General features: G+C 73.3%; 18 protein-coding genes. 11 read left to right on the top strand and 7 right to left on the bottom strand.

What is annotated here, in order from left to right; genetic code table 11:
* The first annotated feature begins 18 nt into the window (after positions 1–18).
* From AB0472_RS27925 to AB0472_RS27905, 5 genes are all read left to right on the top strand, one after another.
* Complete coding sequence (locus AB0472_RS27925) at positions 19–897, top strand: TauD/TfdA family dioxygenase (RefSeq protein WP_366360154.1); 879 nt, start codon at positions 19–21, stop codon at positions 895–897.
* Between the two features lie 23 nt (positions 898–920).
* Complete coding sequence (locus tag AB0472_RS27920; protein ID WP_366360152.1) at positions 921–1628, top strand: hypothetical protein; 708 nt, start codon at positions 921–923, stop codon at positions 1626–1628.
* Between the two features lie 223 nt (positions 1629–1851).
* Entirely contained in the window at positions 1852–2844 is a 993-nt protein-coding gene (gene dhaK, locus AB0472_RS27915; RefSeq protein WP_366360150.1) for a dihydroxyacetone kinase subunit DhaK, read from the top strand.
* Between the two features lie 59 nt (positions 2845–2903).
* Positions 2904–3503, top strand: a complete 600-nt coding sequence (gene dhaL, locus AB0472_RS27910) for a dihydroxyacetone kinase subunit DhaL (RefSeq protein WP_366360148.1) — start codon at positions 2904–2906, stop codon at positions 3501–3503.
* Complete coding sequence (locus AB0472_RS27905; RefSeq protein WP_366360146.1) at positions 3496–3906, top strand: PTS fructose transporter subunit IIA; 411 nt, start codon at positions 3496–3498, stop codon at positions 3904–3906. Before dhaL ends, AB0472_RS27905 begins: the two co-directional genes overlap by 8 nt.
* Positions 3907–3961: 55 nt before the next feature.
* Here the strand turns inward: AB0472_RS27905 and AB0472_RS27900 are convergent, their stop codons facing one another.
* Both AB0472_RS27900 and AB0472_RS27895 read right to left on the bottom strand, forming a co-directional pair.
* On the bottom strand, positions 3962–4999 hold the full coding sequence (locus AB0472_RS27900) for a cytochrome d ubiquinol oxidase subunit II (RefSeq protein ID WP_366360144.1): 1038 nt from the start codon (positions 4997–4999) through the stop codon (positions 3962–3964).
* A complete protein-coding gene (locus tag AB0472_RS27895; protein WP_366360142.1) occupies positions 4996–6420 on the bottom strand; it encodes a cytochrome ubiquinol oxidase subunit I in 1425 nt (474 codons plus the stop codon). Before AB0472_RS27895 ends, AB0472_RS27900 begins: the two co-directional genes overlap by 4 nt.
* Before the next feature lie 479 nt (positions 6421–6899).
* Here AB0472_RS27895 and AB0472_RS27890 point away from each other — a divergent pair, with 479 nt between their 5' ends.
* Positions 6900–10973: a discoidin domain-containing protein gene (locus AB0472_RS27890; RefSeq protein ID WP_366360140.1), complete on the top strand. Its 4074-nt coding sequence runs from the start codon at positions 6900–6902 to the stop codon at positions 10971–10973.
* On the opposite strand, the gene AB0472_RS27885 is transcribed toward AB0472_RS27890, so the two are convergent.
* The gene (locus AB0472_RS27885; protein ID WP_366360138.1) at positions 10970–11605 is read right to left on the bottom strand and encodes a TetR/AcrR family transcriptional regulator; all 636 of its coding nucleotides are present in this window, start codon (positions 11603–11605) and stop codon (positions 10970–10972) included. The two genes, AB0472_RS27890 and AB0472_RS27885, sit on opposite strands and share 4 nt — an antisense overlap.
* A gap of 162 nt (positions 11606–11767) precedes the next feature.
* Here AB0472_RS27885 and AB0472_RS27880 point away from each other — a divergent pair, with 162 nt between their 5' ends.
* Positions 11768–12529, top strand: coding sequence for an SDR family NAD(P)-dependent oxidoreductase (locus AB0472_RS27880; protein ID WP_366360136.1), 762 nt, complete (start codon positions 11768–11770; stop codon positions 12527–12529).
* A gap of 56 nt (positions 12530–12585) precedes the next feature.
* On the opposite strand, the gene AB0472_RS27875 is transcribed toward AB0472_RS27880, so the two are convergent.
* Positions 12586–13272, bottom strand: a complete 687-nt coding sequence (locus AB0472_RS27875; RefSeq protein ID WP_366360134.1) for a glycoside hydrolase family 75 protein — start codon at positions 13270–13272, stop codon at positions 12586–12588.
* 388 nt (positions 13273–13660) lie between these two features.
* Between AB0472_RS27875 and AB0472_RS27870 the strand changes: the two genes are divergently transcribed.
* Positions 13661–14623: a fibronectin type III domain-containing protein gene (locus AB0472_RS27870; protein ID WP_366360132.1), complete on the top strand. Its 963-nt coding sequence runs from the start codon at positions 13661–13663 to the stop codon at positions 14621–14623.
* A 178-nt stretch (positions 14624–14801) separates the two neighbouring features.
* Positions 14802–15353 carry a hypothetical protein gene (locus tag AB0472_RS27865; RefSeq protein WP_366360130.1) on the top strand — a complete coding sequence of 184 codons (552 nt, stop codon included), beginning with the start codon at positions 14802–14804 and terminating at the stop codon, positions 15351–15353.
* Here AB0472_RS27865 and AB0472_RS27860 read toward each other — a convergent pair.
* The 3 genes from AB0472_RS27860 to AB0472_RS27850 form a co-directional block, all read right to left on the bottom strand.
* Complete coding sequence (locus AB0472_RS27860) at positions 15350–15901, bottom strand: PadR family transcriptional regulator (RefSeq protein ID WP_366360128.1); 552 nt, start codon at positions 15899–15901, stop codon at positions 15350–15352. The genes AB0472_RS27865 and AB0472_RS27860 overlap by 4 nt on opposite strands.
* A 21-nt stretch (positions 15902–15922) precedes the next feature.
* Complete coding sequence (locus AB0472_RS27855) at positions 15923–17938, bottom strand: NADPH-dependent 2,4-dienoyl-CoA reductase (RefSeq protein WP_366360126.1); 2016 nt, start codon at positions 17936–17938, stop codon at positions 15923–15925.
* 105 nt (positions 17939–18043) lie between these two features.
* Positions 18044–18412, bottom strand: a complete 369-nt coding sequence (locus AB0472_RS27850; protein ID WP_366360124.1) for a hypothetical protein — start codon at positions 18410–18412, stop codon at positions 18044–18046.
* 371 nt (positions 18413–18783) lie between these two features.
* Here AB0472_RS27850 and AB0472_RS27845 point away from each other — a divergent pair, with 371 nt between their 5' ends.
* Both AB0472_RS27845 and AB0472_RS27840 read left to right on the top strand, forming a co-directional pair.
* The gene (locus AB0472_RS27845; protein WP_366360122.1) at positions 18784–20862 is read left to right on the top strand and encodes a SpoIIE family protein phosphatase; all 2079 of its coding nucleotides are present in this window, start codon (positions 18784–18786) and stop codon (positions 20860–20862) included.
* Between the two features lie 163 nt (positions 20863–21025).
* Positions 21026–21769, top strand: a complete 744-nt coding sequence (locus tag AB0472_RS27840) for a hypothetical protein (RefSeq protein ID WP_366360120.1) — start codon at positions 21026–21028, stop codon at positions 21767–21769.
* Positions 21770–21815: the final 46 nt, after the last annotated feature.

Here is a 21815-nt window from a genome sequence, read left to right as displayed (position 1 = left end):
AGCCCAAGGAGGTCCCTCATGGAGGACTACGCACTGCGCGCCGTGGAACGGCTCACCACCCGCCCCGCCGAGCCCTACGACACCCTCTCCGTCGCCCCGATCACCCCGGTGCTGGGCGCCGAGGTCACCGGGCTCGACCTCGCGCGCGAGCTGACGCCGCAGCAGGAGAAGGAGCTCCGGCACGCGTTCCACACCCACCACGTGCTGGTCTTCCGCGACCAGGACCTGACCCCCGAGGAACACAAGCGGTTCGCGGCCGTCTTCGGCGAGCTGCACCCCGTCGCCCTCGCCGCCGAGGGGTCGGACCCGCACATCCTGGAGATCAGGGCGGACAAGGACTCCAAGGCCGTCGCCGGCAACGGCTGGCACTCCGACGGCACCGCCGACGCCGAGCCCTCCCTCGGCTCCATGCTGTACATCACCACGATCCCCGAGGGCGGCAGCGGCGGCGACACCCTGTTCGCCAACATGCACCTCGCCTACGACCTGCTCTCGCCCGCCCTGCGCGGCTTCCTGGACGGCCTGACCGCCCTCCACGACGGCGCCAAGCCCTGGACGGACGCGGGGCTGACCCCGCCGCCCGAGTACGACGTGCCGCGCACCGAACAGCCGGTCGTCGTCCGCCATCCGGAGAACGGCCGAAAGCTGCTGTTCGTCAACGCCCCCTACACCTCGCACATCACCCAGCTCTCGCGCCCCGAGAGCGACGCGCTGCTGGGGATGCTGTACGGGCACATCGCCCGTACCCCGCTGCTGCACTGCCGGGTCCGCTGGCAGGAGCGCACGCTGGTGTTCTGGGACAACCGCAGTGTGCAGCACCACGCGGTGTGGGACTACTTCCCGCACACCAGGCAGGGCCGCCGCGTGGCGATCGACGGCACGTCCCTGACCGCCTGACCCGCCGCCGCAGGGAGACCGCGATGCCCACGACCACGGCCGCCCCGGCGGCCTTCCTCGCCGCGCTGCGGACCGGGGCCGCCGAGCCGCCGGGGGCCGGTGTGCCCGCCTGGCTGTGGCGGCTCGCCGGCGCCCTCCACGGCGAACTGCCGGTTCCCGCCGCGGACGCCTGGGCGGCCCGCCTGCACGGCCTGCTCGGCTCCGCGACGCCACCGGCCGGGCTGCGTGCCGTGCACGTCTGGCAGGCGGAGACCGTGCTGCCGCTGCTCGTGGGGACGGCGGACACGGCCGCGCCGACGGCCCTGCACCGCGCGGCGGCCCGGGGCACGCCTGCCGACCGGGCCGCCTGGCGGTCCGCGCTCGGCCCGCTCCTGCTGCGGCTGCACGACGCCGCCTACGACCGTGCCTCCGCCTACGCGGAGGGCCTCGCGGGCGCCCGTGACCACGCCCTGGCCAACGGGTACCCGGCAGACGAGGCCGACGCGTACGGGCACACGTACGCCCGGCTCGCCACCGAGGCGAACGCCCGCGCCTGCGCCGAGGCCCACGCGCGGGCCCTCGGTGCGGCGCTCGCGGCGGCGTACACGGCCGACGACGCCCGGGGCTACGCCGACACGTTCCCCGAGGCACAGCTGAGGGCCGTGCTGCGCGCCACGGCGGCGGGCGGCGCACCCCGGCCGCAGCCCTTGGCCGACGGCCTCCTCGCCGCGCTCACGGCCGCCCGGCCCTGACGCCGCCGCCCGCGCGGCCGAACTCCCGCCGTCACCGGACGTGGTGCTTCGCCCCGGGTCGCTCCGCACGTACAGAAGATGAGCGCACATGACCTTGGCCACCACGAGGCCGATACTGATAGACAGGTGAGGTCGGCGCGACCCACGCGCTCGGCCACTCTGCACAACCCGGCCCGAACAGGAAAGACGCCGCTCAGAGAGCTAAGCTTCCTAGGAGACAGGCATGAAGATGCTGATCAACGTCCCGGAGACCGTGGTGGCGGACGCGCTGCGGGGCATGGCGGCGGCGCATCCCGACCTCACCGTGGACGTGGAGAACCGGGTGATCGTACGGCGGGACGCGCCCGTCGCGGGGCAGGTCGCGCTGGTCTCGGGGGGCGGCTCCGGGCACGAGCCGCTGCACGGCGGGTTCGTGGGCCCCGGGATGCTGTCGGCGGCCTGTCCCGGCGAGGTGTTCACCTCCCCCGTCCCCGACCAGATGGCCCGGGCCGCCGCGGCCGTGGACAGCGGCGCCGGTGTGCTGTTCATCGTGAAGAACTACACGGGTGACGTGCTCAACTTCGACATGGCCGCCGAACTCGCCGAGGACGAGGGCATCCAGGTGGCGAAGGTGCTCGTCAACGACGACGTGGCCGTCACCGACAGCCTCTACACCGCGGGCCGGCGCGGCACCGGAGCCACCCTGTTCGTCGAGAAGATCGCCGGCGCGGCAGCCGCCGAGGGGCAGCCGCTGGAGCGGGTGGAGGCCGCCGGGCGCAAGGTGAACGAGAACTCCCGCAGCTTCGGTGTCGCGCTGAGCGCCGTCACCACCCCGGCCAAGGGCACCCCGACCTTCGATCTGCCGCCGGGCGAGCTGGAGTTGGGCATCGGCATCCACGGCGAACCGGGCCGGGAGCGGCGGGCCATGATGACGTCCGGCGAGATCGCCGACTTCGCGGTCAACGCCGTCCTGGAGGACATGCCGCCGCGCGGTCCGGTCCTCGTCCTGGTCAACGGCATGGGCGCGACCCCGCTCCTGGAGCTGTACGGGTTCAACGCCGAGGTCCAGCGGGTGCTCGCCGAGCGCGGGGTGAGCGTGGCCCGCACACTGGTCGGCAACTACGTCACCTCCCTGGACATGGCCGGTGCCTCGGTCACGCTCTGCCAGGTCGACGAGGAACTGCTGCGGCTGTGGGACGCGCCGGTGCGGACCCCGGCGCTGCGCTGGGGCATGTGAGGGAGGGACGACACCGACCGACACCGGCCCGCGTCCGTACCGCTACGCAAGGAGATCCAGTGCTCGACGCCGACTTCTTCCGCCGCTGGATGGCGGCGACCGCCGTCTCCGTCGACCGCGAGGCGGAGCGGCTCACCGCTCTCGACTCGCCCATCGGGGACGCCGACCACGGCAGCAACCTCCAGCGCGGGTTCAAGGCGGTGGTCGCCGCGCTGGAGAAGGACGCGCCCGCCACCCCGGGCGCCGTCCTGACGCTCGCCGGACGGCAGCTGATATCCACGGTCGGCGGTGCCTCGGGGCCGCTGTACGGCACGCTGCTGCGCAGCACCGGGAAGGCGCTCGGCGACGCGGCCGAGGTCAGCGAGGCCGAGCTGGCCGAGGCGCTGCGGACCGGGGTGGACAAGGTCATGGCGCTCGGCGGGGCCGCACCCGGGGACAAGACGATGATCGACGCCCTGGTGCCGGCGGTCGACGCGCTCGGCGACGGCTTCGGCGCGGCGCAGGCCGCCGCCGAGCAGGGCGCCGAGGCGACGATCCCGTTGCAGGCCCGCAAGGGCCGGGCGAGCTATCTCGGCGAGCGCAGCATCGGCCATCAGGACCCGGGGGCCACGTCGTCGGCGCTGCTCGTCGCGGGACTCGTGGAGGCGGCCGGTGAGTGACGGCGAGCTGGTCGGGATCGTGCTGGTGTCGCACAGCGCGGCGGTCGCGGCGTCGGTCGCTGAGCTGGCCAAGGGGCTGGCGGGCGGTGCCACCGCGGTGCCGGTCGCCCCGGCGGGCGGTACCGAGGGCGGCGGGCTCGGCACCAGCGCCGAACTGATCGCCGCCGCCGCCGCGTCCGTGGACCGGGGCGCGGGGGTCGCCGTCCTCACCGACCTGGGCAGCGCCGTGCTCACCGTGAAGGCGCTGCTGGCCGAGGGCGACGAACTCCCGGACGGCACCCGCCTGGTGGACGCCCCGTTCGTCGAGGGCGCGGTCGCCGCGGTCGTCACGGCGAGCACCGGGGCCGGCCTCGACGCGGTGGCGGCGGCCGCAGCCGAGGCGTACACCTACCGGAAGGTCTGAGAGCCCCCGGTCGCAGCGGCCTCCCGGAGGCTTCGGAGGTGGCGCCGGGCCGGGTTCAGGGGTCGCCGGAGGACGGGCCCGGGACGTCGTCCTGCGCCGCCGGCCGGAGCCGCCCCCGGCCGGCGAGCAGGAGGAGAAGCGCGACGGAGGGGAAGATGAGGAGCCCCGCGACGATCGCCACCCCGATGGTCACCTTCAGGGTGGCGTCCGGCGAGGCCGCCGCCTCGATCCGCAGGTGGGTCCCGAGCAGGTAGGGGTACTGGGCGACGCCCCAGCCGAGGACGACCAGCGCGACGGCCGCGGTGGCGAGCACCCGCAGCCCCGTCCTGCGCTCACGGAGCAGCAGGAGCACGGTCGCGACGCCGCAGAGCGCCGCGAGTACGACCAGCGCCAGCGCGCGGTGGGCGAGTTGGTGGAACAGGCGGGGGGCGTCCTGCCGGAGGACGAAGATGCCCGCGACGCTGACGGCTCCGGTCAGCAGCGAGGCGAGCAGGGCCCGGTGGCGGAAGTACCGCTCCAGAGCGGGGACACCCTGCTGCCGGGCGGCGGCGTTCAGGTAGACGGCGGCGAGGTAGGCGCAGACCAGGACGGCCAGCACGCCGCCGAGCGCCGACGTGGGGTTGAGCCAGCTGCCGACGGCGTCGCCGTCGCCCCCCGTGGGCACCCTCCCGGAGGCGATCGCACCGGCGATGGCGCCGAAGCAGTAGGGCGTCAGGACGGAGGACGCCGCGAACGCCGCACCGTACATGCGCTGCTCACGGGTGCCCACCGTGGCCTTGCGGAAGGCGAAGCCGGCGCCGCGCAGGACGATGCCCAGGGCGGCGATGCCCAGGGGCAGGTACAGCGTGGTGGTGATCGCGGTGAACGCGGTGGGGAAGCCCGACCACAGGAACACCAGGCAGTAGACCAGCCAGGTGTGGTTGGCCTCCCACACCGGGCCGAGCGAGGTGTCGATCAGGTGTCTCGGCCGCCGGCCCCGCTCGGCTCCGCCCGCGGTCAGGTCCCAGAAGCCCGCGCCGAAGTCGGCGCCGCCCAGCAGGCTGTAGGCGATGACGCCGGTGAACAGGAAGACGGCGACGAGGTCCGCGATCACTTCCCGGCTCCCGCGGGCAGGTGGGCCGGATCGGAGCCGGGCCCGTAGGGGACGGCCACGCTGTCGTCGCCCTCGGCCTCCCACCGGCGCTTCATGGACAGGAGCACCGTGACGGCGGCGGCCCCCACGGCCAGGTAGACGACGAGGACCGCGGCGAACAGGAACCACAGGTTGCCCTGGGTGGTCGCGGCGTCCCTGGTCAGGAGGTAGCCGACGACCGTCCAGGGCTGGCGGCCCACCTCGGTGACGATCCAGCCGGTCTCCAGGCACGCCAGCGCGGCGAGACCGCTGACCGCGCAGCAGCGCAGGAACCAGCGCTGCTGCGCGAGCGGCTGCCGCCGCCACCGCAGCCAGACGAACCACACGGCCAGCGCGAGCAGGGCGAAGGACAGCCCCACCATGACGTCGAAGGCGAGGTGGACGGTGCTGACGGCCTGGTCGGACGGGCGGACCCGGGCCGGGATCGCGTCGAGCCCGAGGATGCGGGTGGAGGGCCGGAACCCGGCGAGCCGGGACGCCATGTCGGGCAGCGGGATCCCGTACCGGACGCGGCCGTCGACGAGGACGCCGCCCAGGGTCTCGGGAACGTGGGCGCCGGTGGCCGGCAGCATCTCGACCGCCGCGAACTTGGCGGGCTCGGCCTGGAAGACGTAGCGGGCGATGGTGTCGCCGACGACGACCTGGAGGGGCAGTGCCACGGCGGCGGTGACGAAGCCGACGAGGAATCCGGTGCGGTGGTAGCGGGACGTCCGGCCCCGCAGCATGCCCACCGCGTAGACGCTCGCCACGACGAATCCCGCGACGATGTAGGCGGCGAGCAGCATGTGGAGCAGCTCCCACCAGAAGGCCCCGTTGAAGAAGACCTGGGCGGGCCGTACGTCGACGACCCGGCCGTCGCGCAGCGTGAATCCGCCGGGCTGGTTCATCCAGCTGTTGGCCGCGATGACGGCGGCCGCGCCTCCGATGCTGGACAGCGCCACCGGGACCCCGGTCCAGAAGTGGGCCCAGGGCGACAGCCGGTCCCAGCCGTAGATGTAGATCGACACGAAGATCGCTTCGAGGAAGAAGAACAGGCCCTCGATCGCGAACGGGAAGCCGAAGGCCGCGCCGAACCGGCCCATCAGGCCGGGCCAGAGGATGCCCAGTTCGAAGGAGAGGACGGTGCCGGTGATGGCGCCGACGGCGAACAGCACGGCGGCGACCTTGGACCAGCGCCGCGCCAGCAGCAGGGCCTCGGCGTCCCCCCGGCGCAGGCCGCGGTGGTTGGCGACGAGCATGAGCGTGGTGAGCGCGACGCCGAAGGGCACCAGGATGATGTGGAACCCGAGGGTGAAGGCCATCTGCTGGCGGGCGGGGAGGAGCTGCGGCGGATCGCCGGCCGCGGCCAGGTACCGCCCGAGCACGTCCAGCGTTTCGGTCATGACGCGAGCCGCCCCTCGGCCCGCGGAAGGCACGGCCCGCGGGGTGGTCTGCGGCCGGGCTCGTTCACGTCTGTAACTGTCATCACCTCGACCATCGCCGGGTTGGACGGAGTTCGTCGCTCCGGCTTGCTGTACCCGTTTCGTCCGCCGACGCGCCGTCACCTCGGGGGCCGCCACCCCATCGGACGACCAGGTGCCGCCTTCCGGGCCGGGACCGCGCCGGGCCGCACCGGACCCGCGGGAGATGGGGCCGCCCTCCTCCGCCCGATGCTTACTTCGCTGCCGCGAAGGTTCGCACCAGGCTCGCCGTCGGCTTCTGGTCGACCGCGCACCTGCCGGACGACCGTAGATCCACGCATCAGGTCTTGACAGGAAGCTCGCGGCGACACAGCCTTTGGCAACGTTGTCATTGTGCTCGACGCGGGGCGTCCGGAGCCGATTCGGCCCGCTCCGCCGTTTTCTGATGGGACGTCAGAATCATGACCGATCAGCCGGTTCCGTCGCGCAGTCCGTCGCGGCGTTCCATAGTCGCCACGGGCTCCACCCTGCTCGCCGGGTTCGGACTCGGCTCGGTGCTCCCGGCGCCCGCCGCGGCCGCCGCCCCCACCGCCGGCACCCCGGCCCAGCCCGCCGCACCCGGTGAACTCGCCCTCTACCGGCCCGTCTCGGTCTCCTCGACCGCCTACGCCGCCACCCCGGGATCCTTCGCCGTCGACAGCCTCACCGCACCCGGCGTGCGGGGCAGCGGCTGGCGGGCCGGGGACGGCGACCCGCAGTGGATCGCCGTGGACCTGCAGGCGGCCTGCGACGTCACCCGGATCCGCCTGACTTTCGAAGCCGACTCCACCGACCCGGTGTTCACTCCCCCTGCCACCGGGAATCCGGCCGACGGCACCACCGGCAAGGAGATCCTGTCGAGCTACGCGCTCGACTTCCTGGTCGAGACGTCCCTCGACGGGAAGTCCTGGACGAGCGTCCACCGCACGACCGCCGGGACCGGCGGCGTGGTGGACGTCCAGCTGCCCCGCCCGGTCCCGGCGCGCCGGGTGCGGATGACGTGCCGCAAGCGCTCCGGTCCCCTGCCGCTCGGCCTCAACGGCTTCGAGGTGTACGGCACCCCCCGGGGGCACCGTCCCGCGGCGACGGGCTGGACCGACTGGGGCACCGGGCACGGCGCGGCGCCCGCGCTGACGGTGGCCGGCGACGGCACCGTGCCCCTGGAGTCCGGCTGGCGGCTCACCCTGGACGACTGGGCGGGCGCGGACGGTCCCGGCCTGTCGAGGACCGGCGTCGACACGAGCGGCTGGCTGCCCGCCACCGTCCCCGGCACCGTCCTCGGCTCCCTCGTGGACCAGGGCCGGCTGCCGGACCCGGTGTCCGGCCTGAACAACCTGCGCATCCCCGAGGCGCTGTCGCGGCACTCCTGGTGGTACAAGCGGGACTTCGAGCTGCCGCGGGGACTGCGCACCGGGTCCGGCCGCCGGATCTGGCTGGAGTTCGACGGCGTCAACCACAAGGCCGACATCTGGCTGAACGGCGAGCAGGTCGGCGACCTGACCTACCCGTTCGCCCGTTCCTCGCACGACGTGACGCGGCTGCTCACCGCGTCCGGCACGAACGCGCTGGCCGTGCGGATCACCCCGATGCCCGTGCCCGGCAGCCCCGGCGACAAGGGCCCCCTCGGCGAGTCGTGGGTGGACGCGGGCGCCGGGCAGATGAACCTCAACTCCCCCACGTATCTAGCCTCTTCGGGCTGGGACTGGATGCCGGCCGTGCGCGACCGCGCGGCGGGCATCTGGAACCACGTCCGGCTCAGATCCACCGGGCAGGTGGTCATCGGCGACCCGCGCGTGGACACCAGCCTGCCGAACCTGCCGGACGTCTCCGTCGCCGAGCTGACCGTCGTCGTCCCCGTCCGCAACGCCGACACCAAGGACCACACGGCGACGGTGACCGCTGCGTTCGGCGACGTCCGGGTCTCCAAAGCGGTCACCGTGCCGGCCGGCGGCAGCGTCGACGTCGTCTTCGCCCCGGACGCCTTCCGGCAGCTGCGGCTGCACGACCCCCGGCTGTGGTGGCCGAACGGCCTGGGCGAGCCGGACCTGTACGACCTCACGCTCACCGCGTCCGCCGACGGCACCGAGAGCGACCGGCGCACCACCCGCTTCGGCATCCGCCAGTTCGGTTACGAGTACCGGGTGCCGCTGCCGTTCACCGCGTCCGGCGACGCGTACACGCAGACCGTGAGCTTCGACCGGCAGCAGGCCCGGCACGTCCGCGTCAACTGCGGTACCAGGGCCACCTCCTGGGGCAGTTCGCTGTGGACCCTGGCCGTTCGCGACAGCACCCGGCAGGCCACCGACCTCGCCCTGCACGCGGCCGCCGACGCCTCCAGCACGGACGGCGACGACCACGGCCCGGCCAACGTGACGGACGGCGACCCGGGCACCCGCTGGTCCTCGGCGTACGAGGACGACCAGTGGATCAGCGTCGACCTGGGCTCGGCACAGTCCTTCGACCGGGTCGACCTCACCTGGGAGCGGGCGTACGCGAGGACCTTCGTGGTGCAGGTCTCCGCCGACGGCGCCGAGTGGACCGATGTGCGGGCGGTGGACAACTCGGCCGTGCCGCTGCCGTTCAGCGACGGCAACGCGAGCCTCCAGATCGAGGACCTCGACCGGCAGAGCGCCCGCTACGTCCGTATCGACTGCGGCCTGCGCAACACCAGTTGGGGCAACTCGCTGTGGTCGCTCGGTGTCATCGACAGCGCCGACCCCGGCACCGACCTCGCCCTGCACCGTACGGCGACGGCCTCCACGGAGGAGTCCGACCATCCCGCCGCCCACGCCACCGACGGCGACCCGGGCACCCGCTGGTCCTCGCAGTACGAGGACAACCAGTGGATCCAGGTGGACCTGGGCTCCGCGCGGGACTTCGACCGGGTGGCGATCGTCTGGGAGACGGCCTACCCGAAGACGTACGTCATCCGGGTGTCCGACGACGGCGAGCGGTGGACCGACGTCAAGTCCGTGTCGAACGCCCCGGATCCGCTGCGGATCACGGTCAACGGCGTGCCGGTGCTGGCCCGCGGCGGCAACTGGGGCTGGGACGAGCTGCTGCGCCGCATGCCGGCCGAGCGGATGGACGCGGCGGTGCGGATGCACCGCGACATGAACTTCACGATGATCCGCAACTGGGTCGGCAGCAGCGACCGGGAGGAGTTCTTCGCCGCCTGCGACCGGTACGGCATCCTGGTCTGGAACGACTTCCCGAACGCCTGGGGCATGGACCCGCCGGACCACGACGCCTTCAACTCGATCGCCCGGGACACGGTGCTGCGGTACCGCATCCATCCCTGTGTCGCCGTCTGGTGCGGGGCGAACGAGGGCAACCCGCCGGCGGCGATCGACCAGGGCATGCGTGAGGCCGTCGAGCAACAGGTGCCCGGGCTGCTGTACCAGAACAACTCGGCGGGCGGCATCGTCACGGGCGGCGGTCCCTACGGCTGGGTGGAGCCGGAGAAGTACTTCGACCCCGCCACCTACGGCAGCAAGGACTTCGGCTTCCACACCGAGATCGGCATGCCGGTCGTCTCCACCGCGGCGAGCCTGCGCAACATGACGGGCGACGAGCCGGAGTGGCCCATCGGCGGCGCCTGGTACCACCACGACTGGAGCGAGCACGGGAACCAGGCGCCGCAGAACTACAAAGCGGCCGTGGAGACCCGCCTCGGCACGGCCACCGGCCTGGACGACTTCGCCCGCAAGGCGCAGTTCGTGAACTTCGAGAACACCCGTGCCATGTTCGAGGCCTGGAACGCCAACCTCTGGGACAACGCCACCGGCCTGATGCTGTGGATGTCCCATCCGGCCTGGCACAGCACCGTCTGGCAGACCTACGACTACGACTTCGACGTCAACGGCACGTACTACGGCGCCCGTTCGGCCTGTGAACCGCTGCACGTCCAGGCCGATCCGGTGCAGTGGCGGGTCCTCGCGGTCAACCACACCCGCGCGGCCCTGCACGGCGCCACCGTCGGCGCCCGGCTGTACGACCTGTCCGGGCGGCAGCTCGGCGGCACCAGGACCGCGAAGGTGGACGTGGCGCGGGCCGCCACCGCCGAGGCGTTCACCGCGGGCTGGACCGACGACCTGCCGGACCTGCACCTGCTGCGGCTGACCCTGACGGACGCGGGCGGCAGGGAGCTCTCCCGCAACACGTACTGGCGCTGCCGCACCCCCGGCGCCCTGCGGGCCCTCGACAAGGCCCAGCGGGTGAGCCTGTCCGTCTCGGCCGGGCAGGTGTCCCGGTCCGGGGACCGTCACTCCCTGACGGCCACCGTCCGCAACCGCGGCTCGGCCGTCGCGGCCATGGTCCGGCTGTCCCTGGTGGACGAGGCGAACGGCGACCGCGTGCTGCCGACGCTCTACAGCCACAACTACCTGTGGCTGCTGCCCGGCGAGGCACAGACCGTCGGCGTCTCCTGGCCGTCGCAGGCCCTTTCCGCGGGTCGTCCGGCGCTGCGGGCGGAGGCGTACAACAGCCGCCCCTAGGCGAGCCCCTCCGCCGCCACCGCGAGGGCCGAGCGCATGGTCTCCGTGAGCTCGGCCTCCGCCGTGGCGGGGTCCGTGGTCCCGTCGGCGACGCGCCAGGCGTAGTGCTCGACGGCCGCGCGCAGGGCCGCGTTGAACATGGCCGCCTGGATGGTGGGCCGCAGGCCGTCGGCAGGCAGCCCGGAGCGTTCGGCGAGGGCGCGGGCGAACGCCGGTTCGGCCTCGTCGTAGGACTGCAGCCACTCCGCGCGCAGGCCCGGTTCGTCCCGGGTCAGCCGGACCAGGGCGCCCATGGTGGCGCGGTCCGGGCTGCGCGCCAGTCGGCTGTCGGTGGGGACGGCGTCCGCGAAGGCCTCCTCGAGCGGCTGGCCGGGGCGCCAGGCGCGCAGGCAGTCGGCGACGGCCTCGATACCGGCCGCGAACAGCGGCCGTACGCAGGCCTCCTTGCTCGGGAAGTAGCGCCACACCGTGCGTGCCGAGACGCCGACCGCCTGCCCGATCTGCTCCCCGGTGGTCGCGGACACCCCCTGGGCGACGAACAGGTCCACCGCGGCGCGGGCGATCTCCAGTCTGGTCTCGGCCTTGCGCTCCTCGGTCAGGGGCGGCCGTCCCGTGCGTCCCCCTGCGGTCATCTGTCCCTCCCGTGCCGGCGGCTGCTGCACCGAGATTGTCCCCGAGGCGGCGGGACGACGGAAATGCGTGGCGCGACTTTATGTCACTCGAAGACATTAAGTCGTAGGGTGTGACCCGCACCGGGCGCGGGGCGCCCTGGAACCATCTGATGGGAGCACCACATGGCCAGCGGACTCGACGGGCACGGCGTCATCGTCACCGGCGCGGGATCGGGGATCGGGCGCGCCGCCGCCCTGGCCTTCGCCAGGGAGGGGGCACTGGTCCTGGTCGCCGACCTGAACGCCGAGGCCGCGGGCGCGGCGGTGGCGGAGATCGAGGAGGCCGGCGGTACGGCCGTGGCGGTCACCGGTGACCTCGCCGAGCAGTCCGTGGTGGACGAGGTGGTGGCGACCGCGGTGGAGCGGTTCGGCGGGGTGGACGTCCTCGTGAACAACGCCGGCATCATGGACCGGATGTCGGCGCTGGCGGATGTCGGCGACGCGGAGTGGGAGCGGGTGATACGGGTCAACCTCACCGCGCCGTTCCTGCTCACCCGGGCGGTGCTGCCGCACATGCTGGCCGCGGGCCGGGGCGCGATCGTCAACACCGCCTCCGAGGCCGGCCTGCGGGGCAGCGCGGCGGGCGCGGCCTACACGGCCTCGAAGCACGGCGTCGTCGGCCTGACCAAGAACCTGGCCGTGATGTACCGCAACCAGGGCATCCGGGCCAACGCGATCGCCCCCGGCGGCACCAGGACCGGCATTCAGGTAGACCTGGAGGACGGTGCGCACGGGCCGGCCGCGCTCGGCCCGTACTTCGGCAACGTGGGCCAGGTCTCCGAGCCCGAGGAACAGGCGGCGGCGATCGTGTTCCTGGCCTCGGACGCGGCGAGCAACATCAACGGCGCGATCCTGCCGGTGGACAACGGCTGGGCGGCCGTCTGACCCCACCGCCGGGGCGGCCGTCCGGCCCCCACCGCCGGGGGCGGCCGGCCTCCAGGTCAGCCGCCCTCGGTGAACTGTTCCGCCAGCCGCTCCCCCTCCGCCTCGGCCGCCTCGCGGTCCTCGATGGGCCGGATCGCCGAGTCCTTGAAGACGATGTAGGTGACGCCGGACGCCACCCCGCCGACCCGTGGGTCGGGATTCACCCCGAGCGCCTTGGCGGTGGCGTAGGAGGCCTCGCCGATGATGTCGCGCGGTCCGGTGTCGCCGACGACGGCGTACTGCACGCGGTCCCTGTAGATCACCGCGGCGACCGCGCCGCCCCGGACACCGGCCCGCCGGTGGTTCCAGCGGCGGCTGGGGCCGGGGACGACGACGTAGGGCAGCTTCTCGGCGTTGAGCTGGCGGCCGTTGGCCTGCTGGTAGGCGGTGGCGGCGGTGAACGCCGGGTCGGCGGCGCGGTTGCAGTGGGCGGTTCGCTGGCCGTCGCAGTCGATGTCGAGGTCGGCCTTCCAGAACACGGCCTGCCGGGTGCCGCACACGGGGACGGTGGCGGAGGTGTTGGCATCCGAGCGGTAGCGGCCCCTGGAGACCTGGGTGCACTCCCGCACCCGGGCCAGCAGGTCGGCGGCGGAGATCCGGTGCCGGGCACCGGAGACCGCGTACGAGGCGGTGGGGGCGGGCAGTGTGGCCGGGGCGAGCAGGGCGGCGCCGGCCGCGGCCAGCGTCAGCGACTGGACACGCACGATGAGGGACCCTTTTCGTGGGGGACATGGAGTCACCCGGAACAAGATGGTGCGGGTCCGGCGGCCGGGCCAGCACATGGAGGCTGTACAGGGCCGTTCGGCGCAACGAAACTGACACTTCGTGAGCGGGCGCCGAGGGCCGGCGCGGTCCGGGCCGGTGCCGGCCCGGACCGCCCCGGCCGCCCGTGCCGGCGCGGGATCAGCGACGACAGCGTTCCGCGCCACGGGCGCGAACTCCCCTTTTTTCCAGGGAAGTTCGACCGCAGGATGCTCAGCATACGTAACCCTCCCCCGGCGTCTGCAACACGGCCCTCTTGATGTCCACATCACGGGCGGTCCATATTGGTCCGGACCATTGCCGTGCTGCCGTCCCCGGGGAGGCGGAACCGTGCGCCGAGTTGCCGTCGTGGTCTGCGCCCTGCTGTTCGTGACGTCCTGCGGCCGCGGCGGGACCGCCGACGGCGACAGCGGCCGGCTGCCCGGTGCCCCGACGGGGGTGACCGCGGCCGCCGGGAGCGCCACCAGCGTGCACGTCATGTGGAACGAGCTGCCGGAGGGTTCCGGGATCCGCGGCTACGAGGTGTATCGCGGTGCCACGAAGGTCGGGGAAGTACCCGGCTCCCAGCACATGGTGGACGTCACCAGGCTCAGTCCGTCCACGGCGTATGTGTTCACCGTGCGGGCCCGCGGCAGGGACGGCAGCCTCGGGCCGCGCAGCCGTGCGGTGCGGGCGACCACCCCCGCGATGGTCGCGGCCGACCGATCCGCGCCGACCCGGCCCGCGCGGCCGGCGGGCCGGGCCGTGGGCAGCCGTGCCGTGCAGCTGTCCTGGGACGCCTCGACGGACGACCGGGCCGTGGTGTCGTACGACATCTGGCAGGGCGGCGCCAAGATCCACAGTGTGGGCGGGAACCAGACCGCGGCCGTGGTCATGGGGCTGCGGCCGGGCACCCGCTACGTCTTCACCGTCCGGGCCCGGGACGCGGCCGACAACCTCTCGCCCGCGAGCACCGCGGTGCGCCTCACCACGCCGGGCAGCGGCGACGACCGGGACACCGCGCCGACCGCGTTCACGGCGCGGACCCACGAGGAGAGCGGGGCCTACTACCTCGATCTGGCATGGGACCCGCCGCAGGTGGACGGTGTGGTCACCGAGTACCAGATCCGGCTCGACGCCGGGACGACCACCTCCCTGGTGTGGGGCGGCACTCCACCGAAGGGACGGTCGACCTCCAGCTTCTATGTAGGCCGGGACCATGGGGTCCGGCACCAGGTGCGGCTCCGGGCACGGCTGCCGGACGGCACCTGGGGCAGCTGGTCGGCGGAGCGGACCGTGACGACCGGGACCTGACCGGAGCGGGCGGCGCCGCCCGGCCTGGGCCGGGCGGCGGAAGAAGTCACCTGGCCGGTCGCCCTCCGGGTGCGGGAGACGCCGCGGCCCCTTTCGCTGAACCTGAGGCAGCACGGGCGTTTCCCCACCCTCGGCGGCGCACGGGACGTTCCGCCACCGTGCCGCCGGAGGGCAGACCATGCGCACAACCCGACTCCTCCTCCGCTCCGGCCTGACCCTGGCGGCCGCCGCCGCGCTCCCGGCCTGGTTCGCCGGCCCGTCCGCCGCGCTCTCGGGCATCTCGGTGAGCACCATCGGCACCACCGTCTCGGTGGTCACCAGCGCCTGCACCCAGTCCAACGGCAGCTGGGGCAACGCCTCGCTGCTCAACAGCGGCCAGACCGCCTTCGCCCAGGGGCGGCAGGCGGCGCTGGCGGGCACCACGGTGAGCCAGTCCGCCGCCTGGTCGGGGGTGTCACCGGGCACCTACACGGTGGTCGTCGTCTGCTCCAACGGCGGTACGGCGGGCACCCAGTCGGTGATCGTCTCGTCCGCGCCCGCCGCGCCGACGACCTCCTCCACCACCCGGACGGCCGTGCCCGCCCCCGCCCGGGGCGTGATGGGCGGCCTGGGCGGCGCCGCCCGCGACTACGGCCCGCTCACCCTGGGCATCGGCTCGGCCCTGGTCGGCTCGGGCGTCATCGCCAGCGGCTGGTACCTGCGCAAGCGCTCGAAGCCGTACCGGCTCTAGGACCGCGACGGGCCCGGGAGTTCGCCGAACTCCTCCAGGGCGTGTCCGAGCCACTGCGTCCAGAACGTCTCCAGGTCGATGCCGGCCCGTAGCACCAGGTGCCGCAGCCGGTCCTCGGGGGCGTCCTTGCCCGGCGGGAAGTCGCGGCGCTGGATCTCCTCGTACTCGGCCAACTGCTGTCGGTGCAGCTCCAGATGGCGGCGCAGGTCCGCTTCGAGGCCGGCGGTGCCGACGACCGCGGCCGCGCGCAGCCGCAGCAGCAGCACGTCCCGCTGGGGCTTGGGGTCCTGGGAGGCGGCGGTCCAGCGGGCCAGTTCCGCACGGCCCGCGGGCAGGACCTCGTAGCTCTTCTTCTGCCCGCGGGCCGGCTGCTCGGCCGGCAGGGTGCGGATGTAGCCCTCGGCCTCCAGCCGTCCGAGCTCGCGATAGATCTGCTGGTGCGTGGCCGACCAGAAGTAGCCGATCGACCTGTCGAACCTGCGGGTCAGCTCAAGCCCCGACGACGGCCGTTCGAGCAGGGCGGTGAGGATCGCGTGCGGGAGTGACATGGGCTCATCCTAGGGACGGCGCTACAGGGTGGCGGCCAGCTCGGTGCCCTGCTTGATGGCCCGCTTGGCGTCCAGTTCGGCGGCGACGTCGGCACCGCCGATGAGGTGCGCGCTGCGCCCGGCGGCGACCAGCTCCTCGTACAGGCCCCGGCGCGGTTCCTGCCCGGTGCACAGCACGACGGTGTCGACCTCCAGGACGGTGCTCTCGCCGTCGACGGTGACGTGCAGTCCGGCGTCGTCGATCAGGTCGTACCGCACGCCCGGGACCATGGTGACGCCCCGGTGCTTGAGCTCGGTGCGGTGGATCCAGCCGGTGGTCTTGCCGAGGCCCGCGCCGACCTTGCTCGCCCTGCGCTGGAGCAGGTGCACGGTCCGCGGCGGTGCCGGGCGCTCCGGGGCGGCCAGGCCTCCGGGGCCCTGGTACTCCATGTCGACGCCCCACTGCCTGAAGTACGTCGCCGGGTCCTCGCTCGCCTTGTCCCCGCCGTCGGTGAGGTACTCGGCGACGTCGAAGCCGATGCCGCCCGCGCCGAGGATCGCGACGCGGTCGCCGACGGGGGCGTCGTCCCGCAGCACGTCGAGGTAGCCGAGGACGCGGGGGTGGTCGACGCCGGGGATGTCGGGGGTGCGCGGGGTGACGCCGGTGGCGACCACCACCTCGTCGAAGCCGGTGACGTCCGCGGGCCCGACGGTCGTGTTCAGGCGTACGTCCACACCGTGCGCGTCGAGCTGGTGGCGGAAGTAGCGCAGGGTCTCGTCGAACTCCTGTTTGCCGGGGACCTTGCGGGCCACGTTCAGCTGGCCGCCGATCTCGCTCGCGGCGTCGAACAGGGTGACCTCGTGGCCGCGTTCGGCGGCGGACACCGCGCAGGCGAGGCCGGCCGGTCCGGCGCCGACGACCGCGACGCGCTTCTTCAGCCGGGTCGGCGCGAGCACCAGCTCGGTCTCGTGGCAGGCGCGCGGGTTGACCAGGCAGGAGGTGATCTTCCCGCTGAAGGTGTGGTCGAGGCAGGCCTGGTTGCAGCCGATGCAGGTGTTGATGGCCTCGGGCGTCCCTGCCGCGGCCTTGTTGACGAAGTCGGGGTCGGCGAGCATCGGGCGGGCCATGGAGACCATGTCGGCGAAGCCCTCGGCGAGCAACTCCTCGGCGACCTCCGGGGTGTTGATGCGGTTGGTGGTGACCAGTGGCACGGACACCGCGCCCATCAGCCTCTTGGTGACCCAGGTGTAGGCGCCGCGCGGGACGGAGGTGGCGATGGTGGGGATGCGGGCCTCGTGCCAACCGATACCGGTGTTGATGATGGTCGCCCCGGCCGCCTCGACCGCCCGGGCGAGGGTGATCACCTCGTCGAGGGAGGAGCCGCCCGGGACCAGGTCCAGCATGGACAGCCGGTAGACGATGATGAAGTCCTCGCCGACGGCCTCGCGCACCCGGCGGACGATCTCGACGGGGAACCGCATCCGGTTCTCGTACGAGCCGCCCCAGCGGTCGGTGCGGTGGTTGGTCTGCGCGGCGATGAACTCGTTGATCAGGTAGCCCTCGGAGCCCATGATCTCGACGCCGTCGTAGCCGGCCTGCCGGGCGAGGCGGGCGGTGCGGGCGTAGTCGTCGACGGTGCGCTCGACGTCGGCGTCGGTCAGCTCGCGGGGCGCGAAGGGGCTGATCGGGGCCTGCAGGGGGCTCGGGGCGACCAGGTCGCGGTGGTAGGCGTACCGGCCGAAGTGCAGGATCTGCAGCGCGATCCGGCCGCCCTCGCGGTGCACCGCCTCGGTGACGACCCGGTGCTGCCCGGCCTCCTCCTCGGTGGCGAGCCGGGCGCCGCCCTCGTACGGCCGGCCCTCGTCGTTGGGCGCGATGCCGCCGGTGACGATGAGGCCGACTCCCCCGCGGGCCCGGGCCGCGTAGAACTCCGCCATCCGCTCGAAGCCGCGCTCGGCCTCCTCCAGACCCACGTGCATGGAGCCCATGAGCACCCGGTTGGGGAGTGTGGTGAAGCCGAGGTCGAGGGGTTCGAGCAGGTTCGGGTAACGGCTCATGGGGGCCTCCGTGCGCGGTGTCGTCACCGTAGTTGTAGAGGACCGCGCACGGATTGTGCAACTAGTTGCAGAAGACCCTCGGGGTCACGTGTCGCAGATCACCGGTCACCGGCTTTCGAGCAGGACGTGCAGTTCCCTCTCCTGGTCCCCCGACGCAGACGACAGGTTCCGCACGGTGAACAGGGAGTCGAGGGTCCTGTGCAGCCGGCTGATCGCCCAGTAGCCGCCCTGCGCGTCGGCCTCGACCGTGGCCGAGAGCCGGGGCGGCGGGGTGCACTCGTGGGTGTCGGTGACCTCGAAGGTGCCGAGCCACACCATCGGGCGGGTCTCGTGGAGCTGCTGCGGCACGTCCTCGGCGGCCCGGTCGGACTCGAAGCACTGGCACAGCGCGTCGAACACGATCCGGGCGTCCTCCTTGTTGCATCCACTGATCTCGAGGGAGACAGGTTCCTCGTGCAGAGGCACACGGTCCATCGTTATCGCTCCTCTCACGGCATGGCGCGGTGTCACGGGTTCCCACGCGAACCGCGCCATGCCAACAGAAAAGCACCGATCTGGGGGCCCTGCACCACCCGCCCCGCGCGGCCGCGGGCGCAGCTCCGGCATCGGGGGCCGGAACGCGCGCCGGTCGGTCCGGCGCCTGCGGGTCGGGTACGGGCCGACAGCCCGGTGGAAAGGTGAACTCACGCCCCAGCCGTCCCTGTGGTCGCTCCGCGGTACGGATGCCGCCGTGTTGAGAGATGGTGGAAAAGTCGGCGGTGGCATCGGAGAGTCGGGTGTGAGCGCGGTAGAACAAGGGGAGTCGGCACGGCGTGCCGTGCGGAAATCCGAAGGCGGTGCGTGCGATGAGTCCAGCCGAGGCCTCGGTGCCGGGGGGCGAGGAGCCCGTGCGCGGCCCCGTGCGCCCGGGCGGGCTGCTGGACGTCCTGAACGTGGCCTCGGTCGTGCTGGACGCCCAGGGCCGGATCGTGCTGTGGAGCCCGCAGGCCGAGGAACTGTTCGGCTATCCGGCGCAGGAGGCGCTCGGCCAGTACGCGGCCCGGCTGATGGTGCACGAGCGCCACATCGAACTGGTCGGCAAGCTGTTCGCGGACGTGATGAGCACCGGGCGGAGCTGGGCCGGCGGCTTCCCGATCCGGCACAAGGACGGATCCACCCATGTGGTCGAGTTCCGCAACATGCGGCTCACGGACGACAACGGCGACGTGTTCGCGCTCGGTCTGGCGGCCGACCAGTCGACGGTGCGCCGGCTGGAGCAGGACATGGCACTGTCCGAACGGATCGTGCAGCAGTCGCCGATCGGGCTGGCCGTCTTCGACACGGACCTGCGGTTCGTGTCGGTCAACCCGGCGATGGAGCGGATGAACGGTGTCCCGGCCGAGCAGCACCTGGGGCGGACGATCCGCGAGGTGCTGCCCTCGCTGGACGCCGACGCGCTGGAGGCGGCCTACCTGCGGGTAATGCGCACCGGTGAGCCGGTCATCGACCACTCCGCGGTGGGCCGTACACCGGCCGACCCGGACGTGGAGCACATCTGGTCGGTGTCGGTCTACCGGCTGGACGACGCCCTGGACAACGTACTGGGCGTGGCCACGTCGGTGGTGGACATCACCGAGCCGTACCGGGCCGGCGTCGAGGCGGAGAACGCGCGCCGCCGGCTGGCCGTGATCGCCGACGCCTCCGCCCGTATCGGCACCACCCTGGACCTGGAGCGCACCGCACGGGAGCTGGCCGACGTCGCCGTGCCGGAGCTGGCCGACGTGGCGGCCGTCCAGCTGCTGGACACGGTGGTGGAAGGCCTGCGGAGCGCCCTCGGCCCGGCCGAGGCGGCCACGCTCCGGGCCCTCGCCGTGCGTGCGGAGCACACGGCGGACGCGAGCCGGGCCGCCGACGTCCCGGGCACCGTCACCCAGTACGCCCCGGACCGGCTGATCACCGGGTGCGTCCGGGTCGGGGAGGCCGTCGTCGTCCCGCAGGTCAAGGGCGAGGACCTGGCCCGGATCGCCCCCTCCCCCGAGGCCGCGATGCTGCTGGGCCGGGCCGGAGTGCACTCGTACCTTGCCGTGCCGCTGATCGCGCGCGGCGAGGTGCTGGGCGCCCTCGATCTCAAGCGCACCCGCAATCCGGCGCCCTTCGACGACGACGATCTGCTGCTGGCCCGGGAACTGGCGGCGCGGGCGGCCGTGCAGATCGACAACGCCCGCTGGTACGAGAACGCCCGCACCACCGCCCTGACCCTCCAGCGCAGCCTGCTGCCCACGCATCCCCGGGTCACCCCGGGTCTGGAGGTCGCCTCCCGCTACCAGCCGGCCGACGCCACCGTCGAGGTGGGCGGCGACTGGTTCGACGTCATTCCGCTGGACGGCGGCGGAACGGCCCTCGTGGTGGGCGACGTGATGGGCAGCGGCATCAACGCTGCCGCGACGATGGGCCGGCTGCGCACCGCGACCACCACCCTGGCCGCGCTGGGCCTCGATCCGGCGGTCCTCCTCGAACACCTGGACAAGACCACGTCGGGCCTCGACCACTCCATCGCGACCTGCGTGTACGCCGTGTACGACCCGCGGCTGCGCCGGTGCCGGATCGCCAACGCCGGCCATCTGCCCCCGGCCCGGATCCGCCCCGGCCGTCCCCCGGAACTCCTCGACCTGCCCAGCGGGGTCCCGCTCGGCGTCGGCGGGGTCTCCTTCGCCACCACGACCGTCGGCTTCGAGCCCGGCGACGAGCTGGTGTTCTACACCGACGGACTGGTGGAGACGCGCAGCCACTCCCTGGACGAGCGCCTGGACGAACTGCTGGCCCTGCTCGACGCCCCGGCCCGCCCGCTGGAGGAGGTCTGCGACCTGCTGCTGCGGGAGCTGCACCACCCCGACAACCACGACGACGTGGCCCTGCTCATCGCGCGGGCCCGGGAACTGCCGTAGCCGGGGCTGGCTGCCGGGGCGCCGGATCCACCCCCGCCCACGTGCGGATCCATCGAATTCACAGGAACTGATTACCGGGTTCTTATCCGCGCCCTCCCACAATTGACGCAGAGGCACGCGTCGCGCGATGCCGCGTGCCGCCGTTCGCCGATGGGAGCGAGCCGTGACGCACGAACCGGAGCATGAGAACCGCCGTGACGTCGACGGAGCCGGACCGTCGATCCCGCCGATGCCCGACCGTCCCCCGCGGGCCGCCGCCCCGGAGTGGGGAGCCCCGCCGGAAGTCCTGTCGGGACCGGACCGGGAACCGGGCGCGCCGCTGCGCGACCGATGGCGCCGCCAGTCCTTCCGCGTGCGCGCCGTGACCGTGGCACTCGTCGCCGGGGCGCTCGCCCTGGGGGGCACGGTGGCGTTCGCCGCCGGCTCCGGCAGCGGCTCGGTCGCGGCCCCGGCCGCCGCCGGTGCCTCGCCGTCGCCCTCCGCACCGGGCGGGTGCGGACCCGGACACGGGTGGTGGTTCGGCATGGCCGGCATGGGCGTGCACGGCGAGGCGACCGTCAAGGACCCGGACACCGGCAAGTACGTGGTGCGGGTCTGGCAGCGGGGCACGGTCGAGAACGTGGACGGCGACCAGGTCACGGTGCAGAGCGCCGACGGCACGTCGTGGACGTGGACCGTGGGTTCGCACGTCAAGGTGCGGGGCGACTCCGACACGCTGAAGAAGGACGCGAAGGCCATCCTGATCGGCACCCGTGGCGACAACGGCAAGCCGACCGCGTCCGGCGCGTTCTCGGGCGACTTCACCGGCATGGGGCGCGGCGGTATGCACGACCACGGCGGCCCGTGGCAACGCCACGGCGACCGCTCGCCGTCCCCGAGCCCCTCGGGGAGCGGGGCCACCGCCTGACGCCGTGACCGGCGGCCCGGCACCGTGCCCGGCGGGCGACGCCGGG

It is taken from the genome of Streptomyces sp. NPDC086777 (assembly GCF_040702065.1).
Classification (GTDB): Bacteria; Actinomycetota; Actinomycetes; order Streptomycetales; family Streptomycetaceae; genus Streptomyces.
This window is presented reverse-complemented; position numbering and strand designations above follow the sequence as displayed.